Raw genomic sequence first — 20,482 nt, forward strand, 5'->3', positions numbered from 1 at the left:
AATGGTTAAACCCTGCGCTGATTTCAGTGCAGGGTTTATTTATGAATAACCAGCTGCCATCGGAAGGCCCACCTCCAGGAAAGTTGATAGTTCGAAATGCCTGCTTGTTCCAGAATGGCTGCCAGCTCTGACTTTTTGAATCCCCGGGCGACGGAGATTGCTGCGTCATTGCGTACCATGTAGGATTTTGAGAAAAAGCGGGTGAGTAGTCGGATAGAATGAAAGGCCAGAATATGGCGGTGCAGGTCATTGACGATGATCGCTACCCGAGCCTGATCTTTCAAACTCTTGAAAATGGAAATGAGCTGTGATTCGGTGAAATGATGCAGGAAAAGACAGCAATGGATGATGTCAAAATGTTGTCGCCTAAATGCCTCTGATAGAATATTTTCCTGAATGATGGAAATGTTTGCCCATTCCCTGGTGTGATCGTTGGCATACTCTACGATGTGCTGGTTGGCATCTACACCGGTAAATTGGATGTCCTGGTTTTTCCGTTTGGCTATCCGTGCCATGGCCATGAGGATGTCTGCACCACCACAGCCCAGATCAGCGACGGTTTGGATTCGGTGATTCTTCAGGATTTTGGCAAACGCCCTTAGGCTGATGTGATTCCCCCCCAGCCTACGGTTGATGATGTCCAGTTCGCGCAGGGTCTGACCAATCACCTCTCCTGAGATGCTCAGGTCATCCATGATCTCCATTTCTTCAGACCGGTGCTTCAGGGTCATGTGGTTTTTATTTTGAGTAGCATACTCTCCAGCGTGAGGCCAGGACCAAAGGCAAAACTGAGAATGTTTTTATGCTCATCCTGATTTGAAATATTCTTCATCAGTCTTTGGAGCACGAAGAGCACCGTAGGAGAAGACATATTTCCGTAGTTTCTCATTACCTCATAGGCATGGACGTTTTGGTCTCTGGAAATTCCCAGCTCTTCTTCTATCACTTCGAGAATTCGCTTCCCTCCCGGGTGTATGGCGAAGTAATCAATGTCTGAGAGGTTTAATGATAACTGACTCAAAAGCTTCTGTGTAAGGGAGGCAATACCCGAGCGTATGACCTCTGGTACTTGCACGGAGAGTTTCATTTCAAAACCAAAATCCCCAATGTGCCAGGCCATATCTGGTTTCCCGGAGGGCGCCAGGTCCGCATGGAAGGCCGCCATGGCCAACTGCGTTTTGTTTGGGTCTTCACCTTCCACGAGTACAGCAGCGGCCCCATCACCAAAAAGTGTGTTGGAGAGGAGGCTGTCTTCGGCATCATTTTTTAAAACATGAATGCTACAGAGCTCCACTGCCACAATCAATACTTTGTGCCCGGCGTTGTTCCTTACGATCTGGTCTGCGATTTTCAGGGCATTGAATGCAGCGTAGCAGCCCATGAAGTTGATGGAGGTACGCTGCGTGGTTGTTGGGAGCTTCAGTCGTTCTATCAGGTCAATGTCGAGGCCCGGCGCATACATACCCGTGCAGCTTACCGTGATCAGATGAGTAATTCCTGTGGCTTCAGTCGTGCCCAGGCAATCCTGAACGGCACTGATGGATAACTTAATGGCTTCCTGCTCATACTTTTTCATTCGCTCTCCTACCTTTGGGAAGGGTTCCAGGTTATGAGCGTTGGGGAAAAAAGTAAAATCTGTTGGGTTTTTGCCGAAATCCTCGATCACGGAATGACGGTACTGAATCCCGCTGGCCCTGTAAAGTAATGTGAGTAATTTTTCTTTCTCCGGTTTTAGCCCCAGGTGTTTTGTCATGAAAAGCGCAATGTCAGACTGGCTGATGCGATTGGCGGGGACTGCGGTACCTATGGAGGAGATGAATGAAGACATAAGGCTGTATGAGTAATAATAACTAACTTTTGCGAGGTTCTTACTATCCGATGAAAAAGTCCACTTTCTTACATCTCCGAATACCCTTTTCGTTTTTTTTGTCGCCGGTTTTCTTTTTTGCTACGGCGATCGTCTCTGGGTACAACACTGAAAATTTCTGGCTTGTTTTCATCATTTTGCATTTTCTGCTGTATCCGGCCAGCAATGGCTACAATAGTTACTTCGACAAGGATGAAGGGAGCATTGGTGGGCTGAAGCATCCACCGAAGGTTACCCAAGAGCTATTTTATGCCTCCTGGGCCATGGATGTTCTTGCCATCGGTCTTGGCTGGTCCATTTCATGGCAGTTTGCCGTGATGCTGCTGGTGTATGGGCTGGTGTCCAAGGCATACAGTCATCCATCCATTCGGTTGAAGAAAATGCCCATCATCGGGTGGCTGGCCGCGGGTGTTTTTCAGGGGTATTTTACTTTTCTTATGGTGTGTCTGGCTTTCAGCGGGCCTGAGGTCATTACTGAGTTGAAAGTCCAGTTTGCCGGAATTCTCAGCACGCTTCTGCTTTTCGGCTCCTATCCAATGACGCAAGTATATCAGCATGATGAGGATGCCCGCAGAGGGGATCGCACCATTAGCCTTATTTTAGGAGTCTTGGGTACTTTTCATTTTACGGCCTTGTTTTTTTCGGTGTCCGTATTGCTCTTTGCATTTTTCTTTCAGCTGTACTACGATACACAAGTGGTATTTTTATTTATCCTGGCGCTCTCCCCTATCCTGCTATTTTTCCTGGTCTGGTACATGCAGGTGAGAAAGGACCCAAACAATGCAGACTATCAGCGGACGATGTGGTTAAACTTTATTTCGGGGGCTTGTCTGAATATTTTTTTCATCTGGTTGATTGCTAAGTAAAAGGCTCTCCGTGGGTTTGACGAATGAGTGCCCGGGCCATGGGTTTCATATACTTTCCGGTGAATACTGCCAGCTCGGAGGCCTGACCTTTTCCAAAAAGACCCTGAATCTTGCGGCCGGCCCACAGTCGGGTGGCAAATTGCTGATTCCAGGTGTGGAGGTAGCGGGCTTCTATAGCGGGTAGGTCAAAATGATCGCCGGTTTTGTTGGTGAGGATGATCTCCGAAAGAAGACTGGCCGCATGTATGGCCATGGCCATGCCATTGCCGCAAAGGGGTGTGATCATTCCGGCGGCATCCCCAGACATGAGGAGGTGTTCGTAGATCGGTTCTTTTTTGACAAACGTGATTTCATTGATCACCTCCGGGGTGGAGAAAAGAAAGTCACTATTTTGGAAAAGGTGTCTCAGCTTTGGGTTTCTAAAGAGCACTTCATTTTCCACTCCTTTGATGCTTCCGTGTTTGCGCACCTGATCGCGGTGCACCATGTAGCAGAGATTAAACTTATCGCCTTCAATTTTACTCACGCCGCAGTAGCCGCCCTCAAAATTATGCAGGGCGATCAGGTTGTCTGGAAAGTCTGTTTTCACATGGTATTTTACCCCCACATAAGGGGAGTGTTCTTTGATAAAGGGACGACTGAGTGTCTGATCAAGTTTGGCGCGCTTACCATGAGCCGAGATCACAAGCCGGGATTCATATTGCTTATTCTGGTCGGTTTTTACCAGAAAATGCTCCCCCATGAAAGTGGCATCCAATACGCGGGTTCCTTGTAAGATCTGCGTTCCGGACTCCTGTGACTTTTGGGCCAGCCACTGATCAAAGACAAAGCGACTGATTCCGAAGCCTCCCAAATCGAGTGGAGCAGTAAAGGATCGGCCTTTGGTGGATGAGATTTGTAATTGGTGGATCGAAGGAGGCAGAAAATGAGCAGGAAAGAGATCGTGGGCTTCCAGAAAGGGAATCACTTCATTCGAAACGTACTCCCCGCATACCCGGTGAAAGGGAAAGACATTTTTCTCCAGAAGGAGCACATCCAGCCCCGCTCTTGAAAGCAAAATACTATTGATCAGGCCGGACAGGCCCCCACCTATAATGATGATGTCGTGCATTCGTTGCTGCTATGAGTAAAAGTTAACAACCATACTCATATCATTCGTTTCAGGCGAAATGTTTTTTTCATTTTTCGTCCATCACGCCAAATGACGAGCCGTATTTTCAAGCCATCCTTTTTTCTGAGCATCGCGTTGATTTCGGAGACAGAAGAATTCTGGAGGTTGAGTCCGTTGATTTTGAGAATGACATCTCCCCGCCTAATGTCGACTTCCGTAGCCGGTGTATCCTCATTCACGTCTGACACTACCAGGCTGTCAAGTTTTTTACCTTCTGCCGCAATAATCATCCCACTCATATTGGCCTCAAAAGCGTCATTAAAAGTTTGCCCTTTGCGCAGGTAGAGGGTTTCGTTTGGATAATCGAAAGTAACATCAAATCTTGAAAGCAGGTCACCCCCTAGGGTCCCATGCCTGGATCCCCGTTTGATGGCTTTGATGTAGGCTCCGCTGATGGGGATGGATACCAGTACATCCTCAAAGGAAAAGTCCCCAATGAGACAAGTGTTCATGCGCCCGAGGTGCCCTGGAATTTCACCTCCCAGGCCGTGTCCCAGTCTGGTGAGGATCACTTTTTCTGGTCGCTTGAGATCATCTGTATTGTCCACATCTAATAGTAAGGCATGGCTGGCACCAGAATCGACCATGAGCTTCACTGTATCTTTTTTACCATCCTGGGTAATTTGCATATTGATAAAAGGCTTGGTATTGTAAACGGTCATTGGGATGGCCGTGTCCCACTTTCTGGGCTTGAAGGACTCCGGGCGGTAGATCCGCAGGATCCTTTCATCATAGTCTATGTTGATCACAAACCGATTGAACACTTCGTAACCAATGATCCCATAGATTTCCTCTCCAAGGTTTTTGTTCAGCTCCAGATAGTCTTCTTTGAGCACCAACATATTCAGCCCTTTGCCTTGTATGCCGCCGGGCATAGACATGCGGATACCCGTGGCTACAAATGCCTGAAGGGAGTCGATCAAACCGGGCCCTTGTATCTGAATGTCGCGCACGTAAGTGAGACCCAGAATGTCTCCAAAAACCTTTTCGGTAAGTATCGCGGATTCTGCTCCCGTGTCCAGAATAAATTTGAGGGTAAGGAAATTATTGATGGTGATGGGGATGACGATCAGGTTGCTGTACTGCTCAAACTTGATCTCCACCATATTGACTCCATCTGGCATGAAAAACCCAATGCGCTCTTGAGAGGAGGCACGTGTGCCCATCATGCACCCGAGGATGAGTACCAACAACAAACGCTTAGAGAATGGGATGAAACGTAGCCAGGTTAGGAGCATATAATCTTCAAACAACAAATAACCACCAATCCCTAGTGATTGATGGATCAAATGGGTCTGATAGTAAATTACTTAAAAAACCACGAATCAAAAAGGTGTGATTTTCCGCTTGTTGTCTTGTCCTTAGTCAAAAAGATTGGTGATGTCCTCCTTGCTGAGGCTCTTCACAAAGCTCTCCTCTATGGTGATGAGGTTTTGCGCAAGCTTCAGTTTGGACTGTTGTAGTTTGAGGATCTTTTCTTCTACAGTGTCTCTGGCGATAAACTTATAGGTGAAGACTTTATTGGTCTGACCAATCCTGTGGGCCCTATCCACGGCCTGGGCCTCTATGGCGGGGTTCCACCAGGGATCCAGCAGGAATACATAGTCCGCTTCCGTGAGGTTGAGGCCAAGTCCTCCGGCTTTCAGGGAAATGAGAAATATGCGGATGTTTTCATTGTTTTGAAACTTCTCCACCTCTGCCTTTCTGTCCTTCACAGATCCATCGAGGTATGCATAAGGGATGTTTTCTGCCTGGAGATACTGCTCCACGATTTTCAGGTGCTTTACAAATTGGCTGAAAATCAAAATTTTGTGATCCTTGCCCAGCGCATTGGATACCATGTGGGTGATGTCTTCAAACTTACCAGAGTCGCCTTCATAGGTCTCATCCACCATGCTCGGATGGTTGGCAATTTGTCGCAATCGGGTAAGACCTTGCAGGAGGATCATTTGAGATTTTTGAAGGCCATCTTGTGCAATGAGGTCCAGTATTTTGTTTCGGTAAGCATTTTTCTCCCGATCATAATATTCTCGCTGCTGCGCAGAAAGATCACAGTAGTGGACGTTTTCCACTTTTTCGGGCAGGTCTTTGGCCACTTGAGTTTTTTCTCTTCTCAGAATAAATGGCTTGATCAGTGCATTGAGGCGACGCATTTTGGCCTCATCCTTGCGTTTTTCTATAGGAATCTGATACTCCGTTTTGAAGAACTTCTCGGTACCAAGTAGCCCCGGATTCACAAAAGACATCTGTGACCAAAGGTCTAGCGTGCTGTTTTCTATCGGCGTGCCGGATAGAATGAGTTTTCTACGTGACTTCAACTCCCGCACGGACTTGGAGATGATGGAGTCCGGATTTTTGATGGCCTGAGACTCATCCAGGATGATGTAGTTGAAATAGAACTGCTTGAGCAGGTCAGTATCTATCCGGGTGATGCCGTAGCTGGTGATCACCAGGTCGTAGCGGGCAAAACGCTCATGATTCTTGTTTCGGTTGGTACCGGTGTAGTTGAGTATTTTCAGGCCTGGAGCGAACTTTCCGGCTTCCATCTCCCAGTTGTAAATGAGGGAAGTGGGCATCACCAGCAGGCTGGTGGAGCCGTTGTCTTTTTCCTTTTCACCCTGCAGAAGGGCCAAAGTCTGTACGGTTTTTCCCAGACCCATATCATCTGCAAGGCAGCCACCAAAACCATACTGGTTCAGGAAGGACAGCCAGTTGTAGCCTGCCTGCTGGTAGGGACGAAGGGTTCCTTTAAACTTGGCGGGAACCGGCGTGTCTTCTATTTCATCGAAATCCAGCAGCTTTTCCAGCTTTCTGGTCATGGCCACTTTGGCGTGGTTGCCGTCTTTGAGGTCTTTGACCAGGGATACGTGGATTTTGTTCAGCGTGATGTTATCCGCTCCGTTGCTGGAGAATGCAAACAGATCACTGTACTCGGTTACCCAGTTGTCTGGGATGATGGCGTATTCACCATTGGGCAGTTTGAACTCGCTTTGCTTGTTGAGTACGTACTGTCGAATGGTGGTAAAGGGGATTTCAAATTCTCCAAAATGGATGACCGCTTTGATATCGAACCAATCAATGTTTTCAGTGATTTCGAGGTTAAAATCGGTGGAGCCTACAAAATACTTTTTTACCGAAGCGTCGCGCTGGTCTATGATGAAACCCTGCTCACGCAGTGTAGCCAGGTTGTCATTGAGCCACGACATGGCATTGGTTTTGCTTAGCGTGGATCTGGAGCTCTTGAGAGGCAGGCCGGAGTTGGTCAGGGTATCGATGAAGCTCTTCTCTTGTGTGGAGTCCCTTCGCACCCTGTGAAAAATGTAATCATCTTCCTGCTTTTCTACAGAGACACTCACTTTTTTGAGTTTGTCGGCTTTGTAGGAATACGTGCCATAGCGGAAGCTCAGTTCGAATAGGATTTTGGAAACATCCGCACTGGTACCGTTGGTCTTGGGAGTATCAAACAAAGTGCCTGTGCTTTGTGAGGCAGAAGCCAGTTCGGAAAATGACAGCACCGGGGTGGGCAGCAGTTTTTCGGACTTGATCTCAAAACCCTGGGCATACACGTCGAATGATGCAATGAGGGGGGCCACAAACTTTCGATAATAGGTCTCCTCTACATTTTTCGGGATGAGGATAAATTTTTTATTGAAAAAGGGCTTTAGCTTGTTACCATTCACCTCCTGTTCGAAGGTGAAGAGGGTATCATCTACCACCATCCAGGCGGGTTCTTTACACAGAAGATAGCTTTCGTTTTGAAAAAAGTGAACCTTCTCTTCCTTGAGTTTGATGGTAGGAAAATAATGGGTGTTTTCTTCATTTCTCCTGAAATGAAAAAGGACTGTAGCCTTCTCATCCGAAATGGTAATCTTTTTCCAGGTGGGCTCTCCGTCTTTGCCCATTTCAAATAGTTGCTTGCCATGAATAAGTGAAAGCACCTTGGATCGGCGAATTTCCAGGTATCGGTCTATCTCATCCTGTAGGATTTTATCACCCGCTTTTTTATCGTAAACCTTCAGAAAAAACTCATCGAGCTTCATCTTCTTTTTCTGGAAATGATTGAATACAGCCTTTTGCTGCATCTGATCCATGGTCTTGATCAGCTCATAGTCGGCTGCATCCAGTCCCTCATCAAATTCTTCGGCGTTTTGGGCAGAGATGTTTTGATGTGAATAAGTCAAATTTCCTTTGTCGTTGATCTGCACGACAAATGACTCAAACAAGAAACCGAGGTACTCATGCTCGAAGAGTGAATAGACAATTTGAAAAGGCTGATCAGGGGCTACTTTCATATCGTTTGCAACTGGGCAAATTTCGAAACTAATAAAAAAGGAATTAAAAATCACTACGCGCGCAAAGAAGAGATTCTTAAGTTTTTACTGACGATAATTAGAACGCTCTCTTTGGGAAGAGGAGGACGAAGTTAAAAATCACTGTAGATCAGTCATCGCAACGCTTTTGGAGGCGCTGAGTGCCGGCTGTATGGAGGTGACGATGGTGATGACAATGATGGACAAAACGGTGAGGAGAACATCGAGCCATTCCACTTTCACAGGGTATGCATCGATGATGGCGGTCTGCATGCCCATGGTGACCAGACCAAACTCCTGCTGTACGAAACTAACCAGGAGGCCCAGAAGTAGTCCGGTAAAAGCACCCGTGAAGGCAACTATACAGCCTTCCAGTAGGAATATTTTGGTGATGAGGCCACGGGTGGCACCCTGGGCAGACAGTATGGCCACGTCTTTTTTCTTATCAAGCACCAGCATATTGAGCGAGAAGAAGATGTTGATGGAGGCTATGGCGATGATGATGGAAAACGTGAGAAACACGAAGAATTTTTCATAAGACAACACCCTGTAGAGGTCGCCGTGAATCTCGTCGTTGGATTGTACCAAAAAGGAAGACCCGAGTAAATCCTGCAGTCTTTTCTTCACCTTATTTGGGTCGGCTGAAGGAGCAAGCTGAAGCTCCAGGAGATTCCGCTTGCCTTTTTTGTTGAAGAGCTCTTCGGCAAATCGTATGGGTACGTAGACCAGGTTTTCATCATAGGATTTTTCCACTGCGAAGACCCCACCGGGCAGGATGTTCTTCAGACGATACATTTTCTCAGGATTGAGCATACCCGGGCGCACTTCGTCAGGGAAGTACATCTGTATGGTATAAAAGTCGTTTTTGGGGTTGATGGACAGGTCATATTGTACGCCTCTGCCTACGATGGCGTAGGAGATGTCGTTGGAGGTAAGCTTGAGATCCCCGAACACGAGGTAGTCTTCCAGGCGACCCTGCTCTATAAAGCTTTCACTCACGCCCTTCACCCTGGCCACGCGCTGAGCATTGTTGTATTTGATGAGCACATTGTCCTCCAGTACCTCGGTGATGCTCACAATTTCTTCGAGGGAGTTTACTTTATTACTGATGTCGGGCCCATAGACAAAAGATTTCCCCACATTGGCTGACACCACCAGGTTGGGATCTACGGTGCCATAGAGGTTTCGCAGCAGTCCCTCCAGACCATTGAAAACTGAAAGTACGATGATCAATGCCATGGTACCAATGGCCACCACCAACATAGAAATGATGGAGATCACATTGATGAAGCTTTTCTTCTTTTTAGAGAGAAAATATCTTTTGGCAATGAAATAGGCAAGGTTCACTCCTCTTCTTCGGTTTCGTCTGCGGGGGGAATGTTCAAACCATCGATGAGCTGATCCATGCGGGAGGCTCGCTCTTCGGTATCGTCATGGAAAAACGCCAGCTCAGGGGTCACCCGAACCTGCTTTCCTATTCTGTTGCCCAGGTGCTTTCGGATTTCGCTTTTCTTTTCGTTGAGGTTAAAGAAAACGTCTTCTGTATTTTGGATGGGAAATACGCTTAGAAAGATTTTGGCAAAGCCCAGATCCGGTGACATCTCTACCGCGGTGACTGTCACCAGGCTATGCCCAAAATAATGCCGGGTGTCGCGCTGAAAGATCTCGCTAAGGTCTTTTTGGATTTGCCTGCCGTACTTATGTTGTCTTTTGTTCTGTGTCATTGGTGCAAATATCCATAATATACAGGAAGGTGTACATGCCTGTCAACGTTTTGTCAGGTATAAGGGCCTCTATTATTTAGCAGGAAGCTATAGAAAGCACTCTCCTCCACCAATTTATTTGTTAATTTCGAAACGCAAAACAGCCAGACTTCATTTCAAATTGCTGCAATTTTTTAGAATCAACGATCCGTACAGGATGATTTTTGTTTTCCTGATCCTGGTAGCGATCAGAGTGACATGGATCATCGCAGGGCTGCCGCTCTCACTCCCTGAGTTGAAGTGGCTGCTGGTGGGCGAGCGCCTGAGCGATGGGTTCACCATGTATAAGGACCTTTATGACCACACCGGGCCGCTGGCCGCATTTATCTACAAGTGGTTAGACTTTGTCTTTGGTCGGAGCAGATGGGTTCACCTGGTCGTCAGCACTTTTCTGGTGACGGTGCAGGCTGGTATTTTCAATCGAATCTTGCTTAAGAATAAGGCCTATGATGAGAATGGCTACGTCCCGGCTTTTTTGTACATCGTGCTAATGTCTTCGGTCATGGACTTTTTTGCACTATCTCCACAGCTCATGGCCATCACTTTTATCCTGCTGTCACTCAATCATATTTTTCGGCGAATCGATAATGTGGTGACTGATGAGCTTTTTCTGCTTTCGGGGATTTACCTGGGAGTGGCCACATGCTTCTATCTGCCTGCCGCGGTATTCTTCGTGATCTTTTTGCTCAGTTTCATCTTGTTTTCTTCTGCCGTGCCCCGCAGATTACTCCTGCTGGTCTATGGAGCCGGGGTAGTGTTTGTCGTCATCTGGGCCTATTTTTTCTGGTTTGGGGCGGGCAGAGATTTCCTGGATGACTTTTTCGTGGAGGGTGTAAGTAAGGCCAGAATTTTTTACGTGAGCTTTATGGAACTCCTGGGTATTGGCGGATTTCTCCTGGGTGTCACCTTACTTTCTCTGACCGTACTGTTTTCGCTCAGAGTGACCAATTATCAGCAGAAGATGCAGCAGGTGATGGTTTCATTCATGCTGGCGGCGTTTCTCGTGGTCCTTTTTTCAAGGGATTTGATGAGTGCTGATTTGATCTTTTTTGTGCCGACGACTACTTTCTTCCTGGTTCATTATTTTTTAGGACTAAGGCGCAAAGTCTGGAAAGTGCTGATGCCGTATCTGATGGTAATAGGGTTGCTTGTATACCCCAATGTGTGGCTCAGAAATAATCCACCGAGCGGGCTACTGGTAAAACCTTCGGAAGTGAAAGTGCCCGGAAACCGGCTGATGGGCCTTGGCCTGGATGTGGCCGATTATCAGGAGTATGTACTGGCAGGCCCTTTTTTGGATGCAGAGGTCAGCAGAAAGAAGATGGAAGATCTCCACTATTATGATGAAGCTTCCGGTCTGTTTGAAACCCTGGAGCAATCTGCTCCGGATGCCATCATCGATCAATGGGGAGACATGGCGCAGATATTTGAAAGATTCCCGGTATTCAGTGCCCATTATCAGGAGACTTCACCCGGCGTTTATCTTCGGGTGGATTGAAGCGGTTGGATAAGCGTCTGCCTGTTCGTAGCGAATTTTAGAACGTCAGCAACTGATTTTATCCACTCGCCTTTGGTGTCTACCTCCTTCAAACTCGGTGGTGAGGAAAGTTTTTACAATGGACTCTGCCAGTTCATAGGCAGTCCACCGTGCAGCGATGCAGACCACGTTGGAGTTATTATGCTGTCGGGTCACGGCAGCCAGGTCGGTATCCCAGCACAGCGCCGCTCTTATTTTCTGGTGTTTGTTGGCAGTGATGGTCACTCCCTGACCCGAACCACAGATCAGTATTCCAAACTCGCAATCGCTTTTTTCAATGGCCTCACAGGCCGGGTGCACAAAATCAGGATAATCCGCCGAGTCAGCATTGAAGGGCCCGAAATCGGTTACTTCATATCCTTCTGATTGGAGCCATTTTACTAATTTCTCTTTGTGATAATATCCGGCATGATCTCCGCCTATGGCTATTTTCTTACTCATCGCGTTTCTGAATTTCCGTGGTTTCGAGGAGCTCTCTTCTGGTCACCCTTCTGGAGATAAAGATACTTACTTCATACAATCCCAATAGGGGAATTGCGATCAATATCTGACTGAAAGGATCAGGAGGGGTGAGCATGGCCCCCAAAATCAAAATAACTATAATGGCATGACGCCTGTAGGTCTTTAAAAGTTCCGGCGTGACCAGACCGGCTTTGGTCAGAAAGAACACCACTATGGGAAGCTGGAACAATATACCGCAGGCCAAGATGAGCGTGATGACCGTAGACACATAGGATATGATGTCAAACTCATTCATGATGCTTGGGTCCAGCCGATAGTTGGACAAAAAGTTGATCGAAATGGGAGTGACAATGAAATAGCCAAAGAACACGCCCATCAAAAAGAGGAGACTCACGTAAAATGTGGCACCTCTGGCTGCCTTACGCTCTTTGGGGTAAAGTCCGGGTTTGACAAAACGCCAGATTTCCCAGAAGGCATATGGAAATGCGCAGATAATACCAATCACAAAGGAAGAAGTGACGTGCATGGAAAACTGACCCGTCATCTGCCGACTCTGAATGATGAATGGGAGTTCATCGATACAAAGGGCCGGGGACTTGAGCATTTCTGATAATCGACAAAGGGCCTCGTAAGTCCAGAAGTCGACCCGGCTGGGGCCTAAAATAATGGTATGAAAAACCAAAGTTTTAGCAGCAAAAGCCGCGATGGCAAAAACCATTATAGCAATAAGCGACCTGATCAGATGCCACCGGAGTTCCTCCAGGTGATCCAAAAAGGTCATTTCTTGTTCTTCATCCTCAACTTGATCCAGAGGCATATATCTTATGCGTAAAGCGGGAAGTCATTCATCCAGGTGTTCACACTGGATTTCACATCTGCAAGGGCTTCATCATCCGTATGGTTGGTGATTACCTTGTCTATCAGGTCCACAATTTTTTCCATATCGCTCTCCATCATGCCACGGGTAGTAATAGCCGCAGTACCCACACGCATGCCAGAGGTGATAAAGGGTGATTTGTCATCAAAAGGCACCATGTTTTTGTTCACAGTGATGTCCGCCTTGATCAGTGCGTTTTCGGCATCTTTTCCTGTCAGCTCTTTGGACCTCAGGTCTATGAGCATCAGGTGGTTGTCCGTGCCTCCCGAGATAAGGTCATAGCCTTTCTTCACAAAGGCATCAGCCATCACCTTAGCGTTTTTCTGCACCTGCATGATGTAGGTCATGTATTCATCAGATAAGGCTTCACCGAAAGCCACGGCTTTGGCTGCAATGATGTGCTCCAAAGGTCCTCCTTGTGTGCCGGGAAATACCCCGGAGTCCAGGATAGAACTCATTTTACGAATGGTTCCCTTGGCCGTGGTAAGGCCAAATGGGTTGTCAATGTCTTCGCGCACCATGATGAGTCCGCCACGAGGACCTCTCAGGGTCTTGTGGGTGGTGGTAGTAACGATGTGGCAGTGATCAAGCGGGTCATTGAGCAACCCACGTGCGATAAGCCCTGCCGGATGAGAAATGTCCGCAAGCAATACGGCACCTACTTCATCAGCAATTTCGCGGAAGCGCTCATAATCCCAGTCTCTGGAATAGGCCGAGGCACCACAGATGATCATCTTGGGTTTGATTTGCCTGGCTTTCTCTTCCACTCTGTCCATGTCGATCAGGCCAGTGTCCTGCTCCACGCCATAGAAGTTGGCCTGGTAATATTTTCCTGAAAGATTCACTGGTGAGCCATGCGACAAGTGGCCGCCATGTGACAGGTCAAACCCAAGGATTTTATCGCCAGGGTTGAGACAAGCCAGGAATACAGCAGCATTGGCTTGTGCACCTGAGTGAGGTTGTACATTGGCCCAGTTGGCACCGAAAAGTTCTTTGATTCGCTCTATGGCCAGGGTCTCCACTTCATCCACTACTTCGCAACCTCCATAATAGCGTTTCCCAGGTAGTCCTTCGGCGTATTTGTTGGTGAGCACACTACCGGCAGCTTCCATTACCTGCAGAGAAGTGAAGTTCTCAGAGGCGATGAGCTCGATGCCTTCGTTTTGTCTTCTTTTTTCCTGATCTATTAGGGCAAATAGTTTGTCGTCTCTTTTCATGGTTAGCTTTAGGTTTTACCTGGTGGGAAAGTCTTTTTTAATTCCTCTTTAGAACGAAGCGCCAAAATTAGTCGATGACCCCCACTTTACCAATGTCATTTTTACTCGTATTTGTGACAGTGTTGGGTTATTTTAGCTTTTTACTTTGTGTTTTGTGAGATGCTAGAAGAGTTTAGAAAAGAAATAGACCAATTGGATGATGAGCTGATCAAGTTGCTCAACAAGCGGATGGATATCGTGCAGGAGGTGGGCAAACTGAAGCGATCAGATAAGTCTGCCATCTATCGGCCAGAGCGGGAAAAGGCGATTATCGATCGCCTCACGGCCAATAGTCAGGGGATACTGAACAGAGCAGCCATTGAGGCTATCTTCTTCGAGATTTTTGCGGTAAGCAGAAACTACGAACTCCCCGAGCGTATTGCCTATCTGGGTCCGGAGGGAAGCTTCACGCACCAGGCTGCTGAGAGCAGGTATGGCGCCATGAGCGATTACATCCCACTGGATTCCATCACCTCTGTATTTGAGTCTGTAAAAACTTCGCGGGCCAGATTCGGTGTGGTACCAATAGAGAACAATCAGGAAGGTACCGTGCAGGAAACCATCGATCTACTGGCCCAGCATAAGCTGAGCATAGCCGCTGAGATTGTCTTGCCCATTCATTTCGCCTTTGCCTCTAAGGAGGAAAACCTGGAAAACATCAAAACCGTCTATTCGAGAGACATTGCCTTCCGGCAGTGTAAAAACTTCCTGAATGACTACTTTAAACACCCAGTGAAACTGGTGCCTGTAAGCTCTACCAGCCGAGCCTGTCAGATTGCAGGGGAGGAAGATGGAGCAGCGGCTATCTGTGCGCCTATCGCTGCCAGACAGTATACCTTACCTATCCTTTATAGCAATATTCAGGACTCGGCAGATAACCAGACCCGGTTTTTGATTATTAGTCAGAATTTCGTCAACCAGGTAAGTGGGCAGGATAAAACCTCGGTGATTGCTAACCTGCCTGATGAGCCCGGATCTTTGGTGAGGTTCTTACAGAATTTCCAGAATGCTGGAATCAACCTTTGTAAAGTAGAAAGCCGGCCTGCTAAAGAAGGTACTACCTTCAAGTATGTATTTTTTGTGGAGTTCGAAGGACACTTTAATGAACCAAAGGTTCAGAATACCATTCAACCCTACAAAAACAACATCACGTGGCTGGGGAGCTATGTGCAGCTGTGCTAGAGAAGGTTAGTTAGCGATTTTGAACAGTATGAATAGCTGGGTGTACTGATTGAACAGATTCTTTCGATCGATGATGGCATCTTGATTCGAGATTTGCGAAAGTGCAGTATTGTACCGAATCCCTAAATCCATAAAATAAGAAACGGACAGACTGGCTCCTATTGCGGCCGATACTTCCCACCGTTTATCATAGGTGGAGATGATGTTTTGACGGGTCGAGTCATTGGCGAGGTTTTTAGCACTTAGAAGCCTGGCAATTTCTACTCCCAGACTCAGTTTTAGTCTTTTTACAGGATATACATCCAGCAGCACTGGCATATTCAGGTAATGAAACTTATAATCGAGTGTGTCATGATCTATTTGGGTACCCTTGAGGATATAACCTGGCTCCAAGGAAAACCCAATGGGCAGGGATCGCATTTGAGTAGAAAGGACAAACGCGCTACTAAAAGTGTTTCTAGGGCTCAGGCTCACATTTCCGGAGTTTTCACCTTTCAAAGCGGTCTTGTTATACCCTACTTTCCACCCAAAGTAGGATTCCTGGGCGAGCATATGGAATGATAAGAGCAGGACGAAAATAAAACCGACAAGTCTGGAGCGCATATGCAGCGGATTGAAGTAAATGAATCAAAATTATTTATCGCTGGTGAAGATAAAAATATTTCCTTTGTGTGAATAACACCAAAACCTTTGGCCAAATCTAAAACTACATTTTATTGTCAGAACTGCGGAGCCAACTCCGCCAAATGGGTGGGCAAATGCCCTGCCTGCGGGGAGTGGAATACCTATGTAGAGGAGATTGTGACCAAAGGGAGCTCCACCGAAAAGGAGGTGTGGGAAGATGCCAGTGCCCCTCGCAATCAGCCGCGCAAGATTCAGGATGTCGTCTACGACGAGCATCAGCGCATAAAGACCCCTACCGGAGAGCTAAACCGGACGCTGGGTGGTGGCATTGTTCCCGGATCGCTGGTATTGATTGGGGGAGAGCCCGGAATCGGCAAGTCTACCCTGTTGCTCCAGATGGCCATCAGGATGAAAACCACCAAGGTACTCTATGCCTCAGGGGAGGAAAGTCTGGATCAGATCAGAATGCGGGCGGAGCGCATTGGTATCCAGGCCGAAAACTGTTTTCTTTTGGCCGAGACATCTCTGGCCAATATTTTGAACCATGCTGCGCAGCTCAAGCCGGAGATTCTGATCATCGACTCTATCCAGACCTTGCATACGGAAACAATCGAAGCCTCGGTAGGCTCTATCTCACAGGTGCGGGAGTGTGCAGGTAAATTGATGAAATACGCCAAACAGACCAATGTCCCTGTTTTTCTGATTGGACATGTGAATAAAGACGGAGCGATTGCCGGCCCAAAGGTGCTGGAGCATATGGTGGATACGGTCCTGCAGTTCGAGGGAGACAGGCATCTTTCATACCGGATTTTGCGCACTTCCAAAAACCGCTTCGGTTCTACTTCCGAGATTGGCATTTATGAAATGCGGGAGACGGGCCTCCGTGAAGTGACCAACCCGTCTGAGGTATTGATTTCACCAAGAGACGGCTTTTTGAGTGGGGTAGGCATAGGCGCTACTCTGGAGGGAAACAGACCCTTGTTGATAGAGGTGCAGGCATTGGTGAGCCCGGCGACCTACGGTACACCGCAGCGGAGCACTACCGGCTTTGACGGAAAAAGGCTGAATATGCTGCTGGCTGTTTTGGAAAAAAGACTTGGAATCAGACTCAGCGCACAGGACATCTTTCTCAACCTGGCCGGAGGAATCAAAGTGAACGACCCGGCACTGGATTTGACCATTTGTGCGGCAGTATTTTCTTCATTTGATGACATTGCCATTCCCAGCTCTATCTGTTTTGCAGCGGAAGTGGGTCTCGGAGGAGAGATTAGAGCGGTGAATAGAATAGAATCACGGATTACAGAGGCCGCCAAACTAGGGTTTAAGCAGATTTATCTCTCGAAATACAATGTAAAAGGGATCGACACTTCTAAGTTTGACATAGAAGTGAAGGCATTTACCCGTCTTTCGGAGGCTTTTGAGGTGCTTTTTGCGCGCTAGTATCGCTCTTTGGGTGAGCGTTGTTTAAAACGATTCTTCTCCTTGGGGATGGGATCACCCTCAAACTCATAGTCACGCTTCTTCCTTCTTTCCTGCTTATTGATGATGGTGTAAATCCCCTCCTGACCCTTTACATCCACTTTTTGGCCAAGGAAGCTCTGGGTACCTGCTTTTGTCCTTTTGACTTTTGGTTTATTTGCTTCCATCATACTCTCCGGCTCCTTTTGGCCAATGATGAAGTTGATACCAAACCTCACATCAATGGCCTGGAATTTTGTGAGGTCATAGTTGACCACCTGATCTACGGCCAGATACATCTGTGCGGGTCCGCCTTTCAGTGCCAGAGCCGCCCCCATGTTGAAAAACTGCTGCGGAAGCTTGGTGACATTGACGGTCCCTACGAAAAATTTCCCGAAAGAATGTCTGTATCCCGCCCCTAAAAGAAACTTCATCTGACCCTGAATATACCTTGCACCCCCTGTGGCGATCACATCTCCCCCATTGTGCGCATGATAAGTCCAGCTCAAATACGCTTTCGGGCTGATAATGGTGGTATAAGGGTCGTCGGTTTCACTATTCCGGTTCTTAAACTTATTGATGAGGGAGTCCTCTATGGTCTGCACCAAATCCCCCGGATCTTTAAGGTCGATGCCTGAGTAAGTCATAGTGGTATCGGCAAGGGTATAATTCTTGATGTCCTCTTTCCACGAAATGAATCCAATATCTGCAATAGATCCTGAGATGGTATAATCAGGCCCCATGTTCAGGTTGAACCCCAGGTCAATGGCTGCGCCGCGATTGTTATTGGAGATGAGGTGAGTACCCAAATTGCCGGTATTCCCCTGAAAGATGTCCATTCCACTGGTGCGGAAGGTAGCATCGCGCATATCCAGACTGATGGAGTAGTCTTCTTTGTTAGTAGTAAGGTCGGCTGTGAAACCTCCAGGGGTGCTTCCATTGAGAAAACCCTGAAGATATTTAGCCCGAACGCCTACTGAGAGGTCACTCGAAATATTGGTGGAATAGCCCAATCCGAATTCCCTGAAATAGGTTGTGGATAACCTCGTCTTGCCTATTTTAACGGTTTCACCTTTAGATCCGGAGTTGCCTTTAATCAGGAATTCCATGAGAGATTTTGGGTATAAAAAATCCATCTCTATTCGCTCATTGGCATACAATGCCAGGGTAGACCCTCCTCTGGTGGTGATCCCAAGATGAAAGAGGTTAAAGGCAGTGGTCATGCTCACCATATTGTTTTTCTGCAGACTCTTAAGGTAGAGGTTCAGGTCTATTTCCTTTTGAACTTCTCCCTGTATGATGACATCCTTGTAATTGAATTTATTATTGAAATTCAAATGAATACCTGAAAGTACCGGAAGTCCTACGAACACCTTTCCCTCAGGAACCAGTGCCGGGTTGTAGTAGCTGTTCTGAAAGGTAGCGTTGCCAAGGTGATAGAAGGACAGACTGCTCTGAGCGCTGGAGGCAAGGGCACAGGCTACTACCAAGGAGAAAGTAACATAAAATCGCCTCATCATAGTTCAGTTTTTAGTTTTCCGACTACAGCCACTTTAATGTCGATTTTATAATCCGCCAGGATTTTCACGTAGACATCTCTGGTACCGGAAGTGGCGGGCGTATTCAAAATAATCCTTAACACAACTTTTGATCCGACCCGCAGTGCATCTACACCTTCGGCAGTGAGGTGGATGTCCTCCACGTGGCTTCGGGCCTGTGTCACCAGTCCCGCCTTATCGATAAAAGGAGTTTCCAGGACCAGTGCCTGTGGTATAGTATGGAGTGTGGAGTCCGACTTATCCCTGATCTCTACTTCTAATCTGGCTGAAAATGGAAGCCCATTCAGTGAGATGATTCGCATGGTCAGGCTTTCGGCCTCATCAAAGTCCAGTCCATCACCAAGACTAAAATCAATTTCGCGTGTGACATCCTTCAATGACAACTCCATAGGAAGCGAGATCTCAATGGCTGTGGAGATATAGCTATCATCCATCACAAAGTTCTGTTGGGTAGGGTCATCGGGGTTAGCAATTCCCGTGAGATTAAAACCGATGGACCTGGGAGAGGCCGCCAGCAAATCCCGCAAGGAAGAGTTTTGGCTATTGAGTGAGACGGTAGACTGAACAAACTGACCTGGAGACTTGGCCCCTTCCACTACCTGTGGTGTCACTGTGGCACTTCCACTCAGGTAGGTGGTATCCATTCCGCTGGCGGAGCTATCTGCGCCATAAAGTCCCTTGAATACGATGCCCATCGGAACCCCAAAAGTACTTTCAAAATGGAAGTTGATTTCCGGATCGCCAAACTTGAAGCCTGATTCGCCCAGGTCTTCAAAAAAGGCGATGTTGAGTACCTCGTTGCCCACTGCGAGGGTGTCCTGGCCAAACTTACCATATAGGATAGAAAAGGTCTGGTCGAGATAGCTGAGGGTCATATTCAGATAGTCTGTAGGGGAAGTGCTCTCTCCTGGACCAAGAAATACCGTGATTTGGGCATTCACCTGAAAAGTGTTACTGTCTCCTTCCGTGGAGAGCAGCGTTTTGTAACCATCCAGATCTCTGGATTCTTCGTAGTTGCCAAAACCACCCATGCTGCCTGCAAATGTCACGGGCTCATTTCCTGAGATTGACCGGGTGTTGGTAATGTCAAAGGTGAAATTGACATCACTGCCCATATTGGAATTTAAAGAAAGGACCAGGCTACCACCATTATAAAACACTGAGTCAAGAGCTTCATTATTTTCAGCCGGGTAGCTAAAGACCAATATGGTATCAATCACAGCTTGCAGGCTTTCCGGAGCAGGCCCCAGTGCCGGGATGCCAATCCTGGCCTGATTGCTAATGTCGTCTATGTTGATCACGTCCTCTCCTTTATTGAACTCAGCACTGTCAAAATAGGTGAGTTTTAGTAGGGAAGTACTGTCTTCATCCAGCTGGAGTGCTTTGTCCCCTATTTCGTTTAGGAGGTCACGCATGGAATAGGAGATATCACCAAGAGGCAAGGCTACCTCGCTGGTTAGAGTAGGTCCTTTGAGGTTGTCAAAATCAAGGTCATTGACATTACAACTCAGGCAAAAAAGGATCAATAGGGCGGAAAGTGATTTTTTCAC

The 20,482-nt window shown here is 47.3% G+C and carries 17 protein-coding genes; 4 read left to right on the forward strand and 13 right to left on the reverse strand.

The features are described 5' to 3' along the window. Nucleotides 1-35 precede the first annotated feature (35 nt). Nucleotides 36-731, reverse strand: a complete 696-nt coding sequence (locus GV030_RS20665; protein ID WP_159585279.1) for a methyltransferase domain-containing protein — start codon at nucleotides 729-731, stop codon at nucleotides 36-38. Continuing rightward, nucleotides 728-1,828, reverse strand: a complete 1,101-nt coding sequence (locus tag GV030_RS20670; protein WP_159585280.1) for a type III polyketide synthase — start codon at nucleotides 1,826-1,828, stop codon at nucleotides 728-730. Before GV030_RS20670 ends, GV030_RS20665 begins: the two co-directional genes overlap by 4 nt. A gap of 50 nt (nucleotides 1,829-1,878) precedes the next feature. Here GV030_RS20670 and GV030_RS20675 point away from each other — a divergent pair, with 50 nt between their 5' ends. Then, nucleotides 1,879-2,733, forward strand: a complete 855-nt coding sequence (locus tag GV030_RS20675; RefSeq protein ID WP_159585281.1) for a UbiA family prenyltransferase — start codon at nucleotides 1,879-1,881, stop codon at nucleotides 2,731-2,733. On the opposite strand, the gene GV030_RS20680 is transcribed toward GV030_RS20675, so the two are convergent. From GV030_RS20680 to rbfA, 5 genes are all read right to left on the reverse strand, one after another. Next, nucleotides 2,726-3,844: an NAD(P)/FAD-dependent oxidoreductase gene (locus GV030_RS20680; protein ID WP_159585282.1), complete on the reverse strand. Its 1,119-nt coding sequence runs from the start codon at nucleotides 3,842-3,844 to the stop codon at nucleotides 2,726-2,728. The two genes, GV030_RS20675 and GV030_RS20680, sit on opposite strands and share 8 nt — an antisense overlap. A 35-nt stretch (nucleotides 3,845-3,879) precedes the next feature. Continuing rightward, the gene (locus tag GV030_RS20685) at nucleotides 3,880-5,193 is read right to left on the reverse strand and encodes an aspartyl protease family protein (RefSeq protein WP_159585283.1); all 1,314 of its coding nucleotides are present in this window, start codon (nucleotides 5,191-5,193) and stop codon (nucleotides 3,880-3,882) included. Nucleotides 5,194-5,265: 72 nt separating this feature from the next. Continuing rightward, a complete protein-coding gene (locus tag GV030_RS20690; protein ID WP_159585284.1) occupies nucleotides 5,266-8,196 on the reverse strand; it encodes a DEAD/DEAH box helicase in 2,931 nt (976 codons plus the stop codon). Nucleotides 8,197-8,334: 138 nt separating this feature from the next. Next, nucleotides 8,335-9,561 (reverse strand): FtsX-like permease family protein, encoded by a 1,227-nt coding sequence (locus tag GV030_RS20695; protein ID WP_159585285.1) that lies wholly within the window; start codon nucleotides 9,559-9,561, stop codon nucleotides 8,335-8,337. Next, nucleotides 9,558-9,938 carry a 30S ribosome-binding factor RbfA gene (gene rbfA / locus GV030_RS20700; protein ID WP_159585286.1) on the reverse strand — a complete coding sequence of 127 codons (381 nt, stop codon included), beginning with the start codon at nucleotides 9,936-9,938 and terminating at the stop codon, nucleotides 9,558-9,560. The genes GV030_RS20695 and rbfA overlap by 4 nt, the downstream gene beginning before the upstream one ends. 196 nt (nucleotides 9,939-10,134) lie before the next feature. Between rbfA and GV030_RS20705 the strand changes: the two genes are divergently transcribed. Further along, the gene (locus GV030_RS20705) at nucleotides 10,135-11,475 is read left to right on the forward strand and encodes a hypothetical protein (RefSeq protein WP_221413419.1); all 1,341 of its coding nucleotides are present in this window, start codon (nucleotides 10,135-10,137) and stop codon (nucleotides 11,473-11,475) included. A gap of 45 nt (nucleotides 11,476-11,520) precedes the next feature. On the opposite strand, the gene rpiB is transcribed toward GV030_RS20705, so the two are convergent. From rpiB to glyA, 3 genes are read right to left on the reverse strand one after another with little or no spacing between them, the layout of a single operon-like run. Continuing rightward, the gene (gene rpiB / locus GV030_RS20710) at nucleotides 11,521-11,955 is read right to left on the reverse strand and encodes a ribose 5-phosphate isomerase B (RefSeq protein WP_159585288.1); all 435 of its coding nucleotides are present in this window, start codon (nucleotides 11,953-11,955) and stop codon (nucleotides 11,521-11,523) included. Continuing rightward, entirely contained in the window at nucleotides 11,948-12,793 is an 846-nt protein-coding gene (tatC, locus tag GV030_RS20715) for a twin-arginine translocase subunit TatC (RefSeq protein ID WP_159585289.1), read from the reverse strand. Before tatC ends, rpiB begins: the two co-directional genes overlap by 8 nt. Nucleotides 12,794-12,798: 5 nt before the next feature. Continuing rightward, nucleotides 12,799-14,070, reverse strand: coding sequence for a serine hydroxymethyltransferase (gene glyA, locus GV030_RS20720; RefSeq protein ID WP_159585290.1), 1,272 nt, complete (start codon nucleotides 14,068-14,070; stop codon nucleotides 12,799-12,801). 159 nt (nucleotides 14,071-14,229) lie between these two features. Between glyA and pheA the strand changes: the two genes are divergently transcribed. After that, nucleotides 14,230-15,291, forward strand: a complete 1,062-nt coding sequence (pheA, locus tag GV030_RS20725; RefSeq protein ID WP_159585291.1) for a prephenate dehydratase — start codon at nucleotides 14,230-14,232, stop codon at nucleotides 15,289-15,291. A 6-nt stretch (nucleotides 15,292-15,297) separates the two neighbouring features. On the opposite strand, the gene GV030_RS20730 is transcribed toward pheA, so the two are convergent. Next, nucleotides 15,298-15,894, reverse strand: coding sequence for a porin family protein (locus tag GV030_RS20730; protein ID WP_159585292.1), 597 nt, complete (start codon nucleotides 15,892-15,894; stop codon nucleotides 15,298-15,300). A gap of 87 nt (nucleotides 15,895-15,981) precedes the next feature. On the opposite strand from GV030_RS20730, the gene radA reads away from it, so the two are divergent. Then, nucleotides 15,982-17,355: a DNA repair protein RadA gene (radA, locus tag GV030_RS20735; protein WP_159585294.1), complete on the forward strand. Its 1,374-nt coding sequence runs from the start codon at nucleotides 15,982-15,984 to the stop codon at nucleotides 17,353-17,355. Here radA and GV030_RS20740 read toward each other — a convergent pair. Both GV030_RS20740 and GV030_RS20745 read right to left on the reverse strand, forming a co-directional pair. Next, entirely contained in the window at nucleotides 17,352-18,893 is a 1,542-nt protein-coding gene (locus tag GV030_RS20740) for a DUF5723 family protein (RefSeq protein WP_159585296.1), read from the reverse strand. The two genes, radA and GV030_RS20740, sit on opposite strands and share 4 nt — an antisense overlap. Continuing rightward, nucleotides 18,890-20,482: a hypothetical protein gene (locus tag GV030_RS20745; RefSeq protein ID WP_159585298.1), complete on the reverse strand. Its 1,593-nt coding sequence runs from the start codon at nucleotides 20,480-20,482 to the stop codon at nucleotides 18,890-18,892. Before GV030_RS20745 ends, GV030_RS20740 begins: the two co-directional genes overlap by 4 nt.

This window comes from Marinoscillum sp. 108 (genome assembly GCF_902506655.1).
GTDB lineage: Bacteria > Bacteroidota > Bacteroidia > Cytophagales > Cyclobacteriaceae > Marinoscillum > Marinoscillum luteum.

Coding starts and splice junctions, on each gene's coding strand:
- GV030_RS20665 (WP_159585279.1), bottom strand. CDS start 731: ATGACCCTGAAGCACCGGTCTGAAGAAATGGAGATCATGGATGACCTG.
- GV030_RS20670 (WP_159585280.1), bottom strand. CDS start 1,828: ATGTCTTCATTCATCTCCTCCATAGGTACCGCAGTCCCCGCCAATCGC.
- GV030_RS20675 (WP_159585281.1), top strand. CDS start 1,879: ATGAAAAAGTCCACTTTCTTACATCTCCGAATACCCTTTTCGTTTTTT.
- GV030_RS20680 (WP_159585282.1), bottom strand. CDS start 3,844: ATGCACGACATCATCATTATAGGTGGGGGCCTGTCCGGCCTGATCAAT.
- GV030_RS20690 (WP_159585284.1), bottom strand. CDS start 8,196: ATGAAAGTAGCCCCTGATCAGCCTTTTCAAATTGTCTATTCACTCTTC.
- rbfA (WP_159585286.1), bottom strand. CDS start 9,938: ATGACACAGAACAAAAGACAACATAAGTACGGCAGGCAAATCCAAAAA.
- GV030_RS20705 (WP_221413419.1), top strand. CDS start 10,135: ATGATTTTTGTTTTCCTGATCCTGGTAGCGATCAGAGTGACATGGATC.
- rpiB (WP_159585288.1), bottom strand. CDS start 11,955: ATGAGTAAGAAAATAGCCATAGGCGGAGATCATGCCGGATATTATCAC.
- tatC (WP_159585289.1), bottom strand. CDS start 12,793: ATGCCTCTGGATCAAGTTGAGGATGAAGAACAAGAAATGACCTTTTTG.
- glyA (WP_159585290.1), bottom strand. CDS start 14,070: ATGAAAAGAGACGACAAACTATTTGCCCTAATAGATCAGGAAAAAAGA.
- pheA (WP_159585291.1), top strand. CDS start 14,230: ATGCTAGAAGAGTTTAGAAAAGAAATAGACCAATTGGATGATGAGCTG.
- GV030_RS20730 (WP_159585292.1), bottom strand. CDS start 15,894: ATGCGCTCCAGACTTGTCGGTTTTATTTTCGTCCTGCTCTTATCATTC.
- GV030_RS20740 (WP_159585296.1), bottom strand. CDS start 18,893: ATGATGAGGCGATTTTATGTTACTTTCTCCTTGGTAGTAGCCTGTGCC.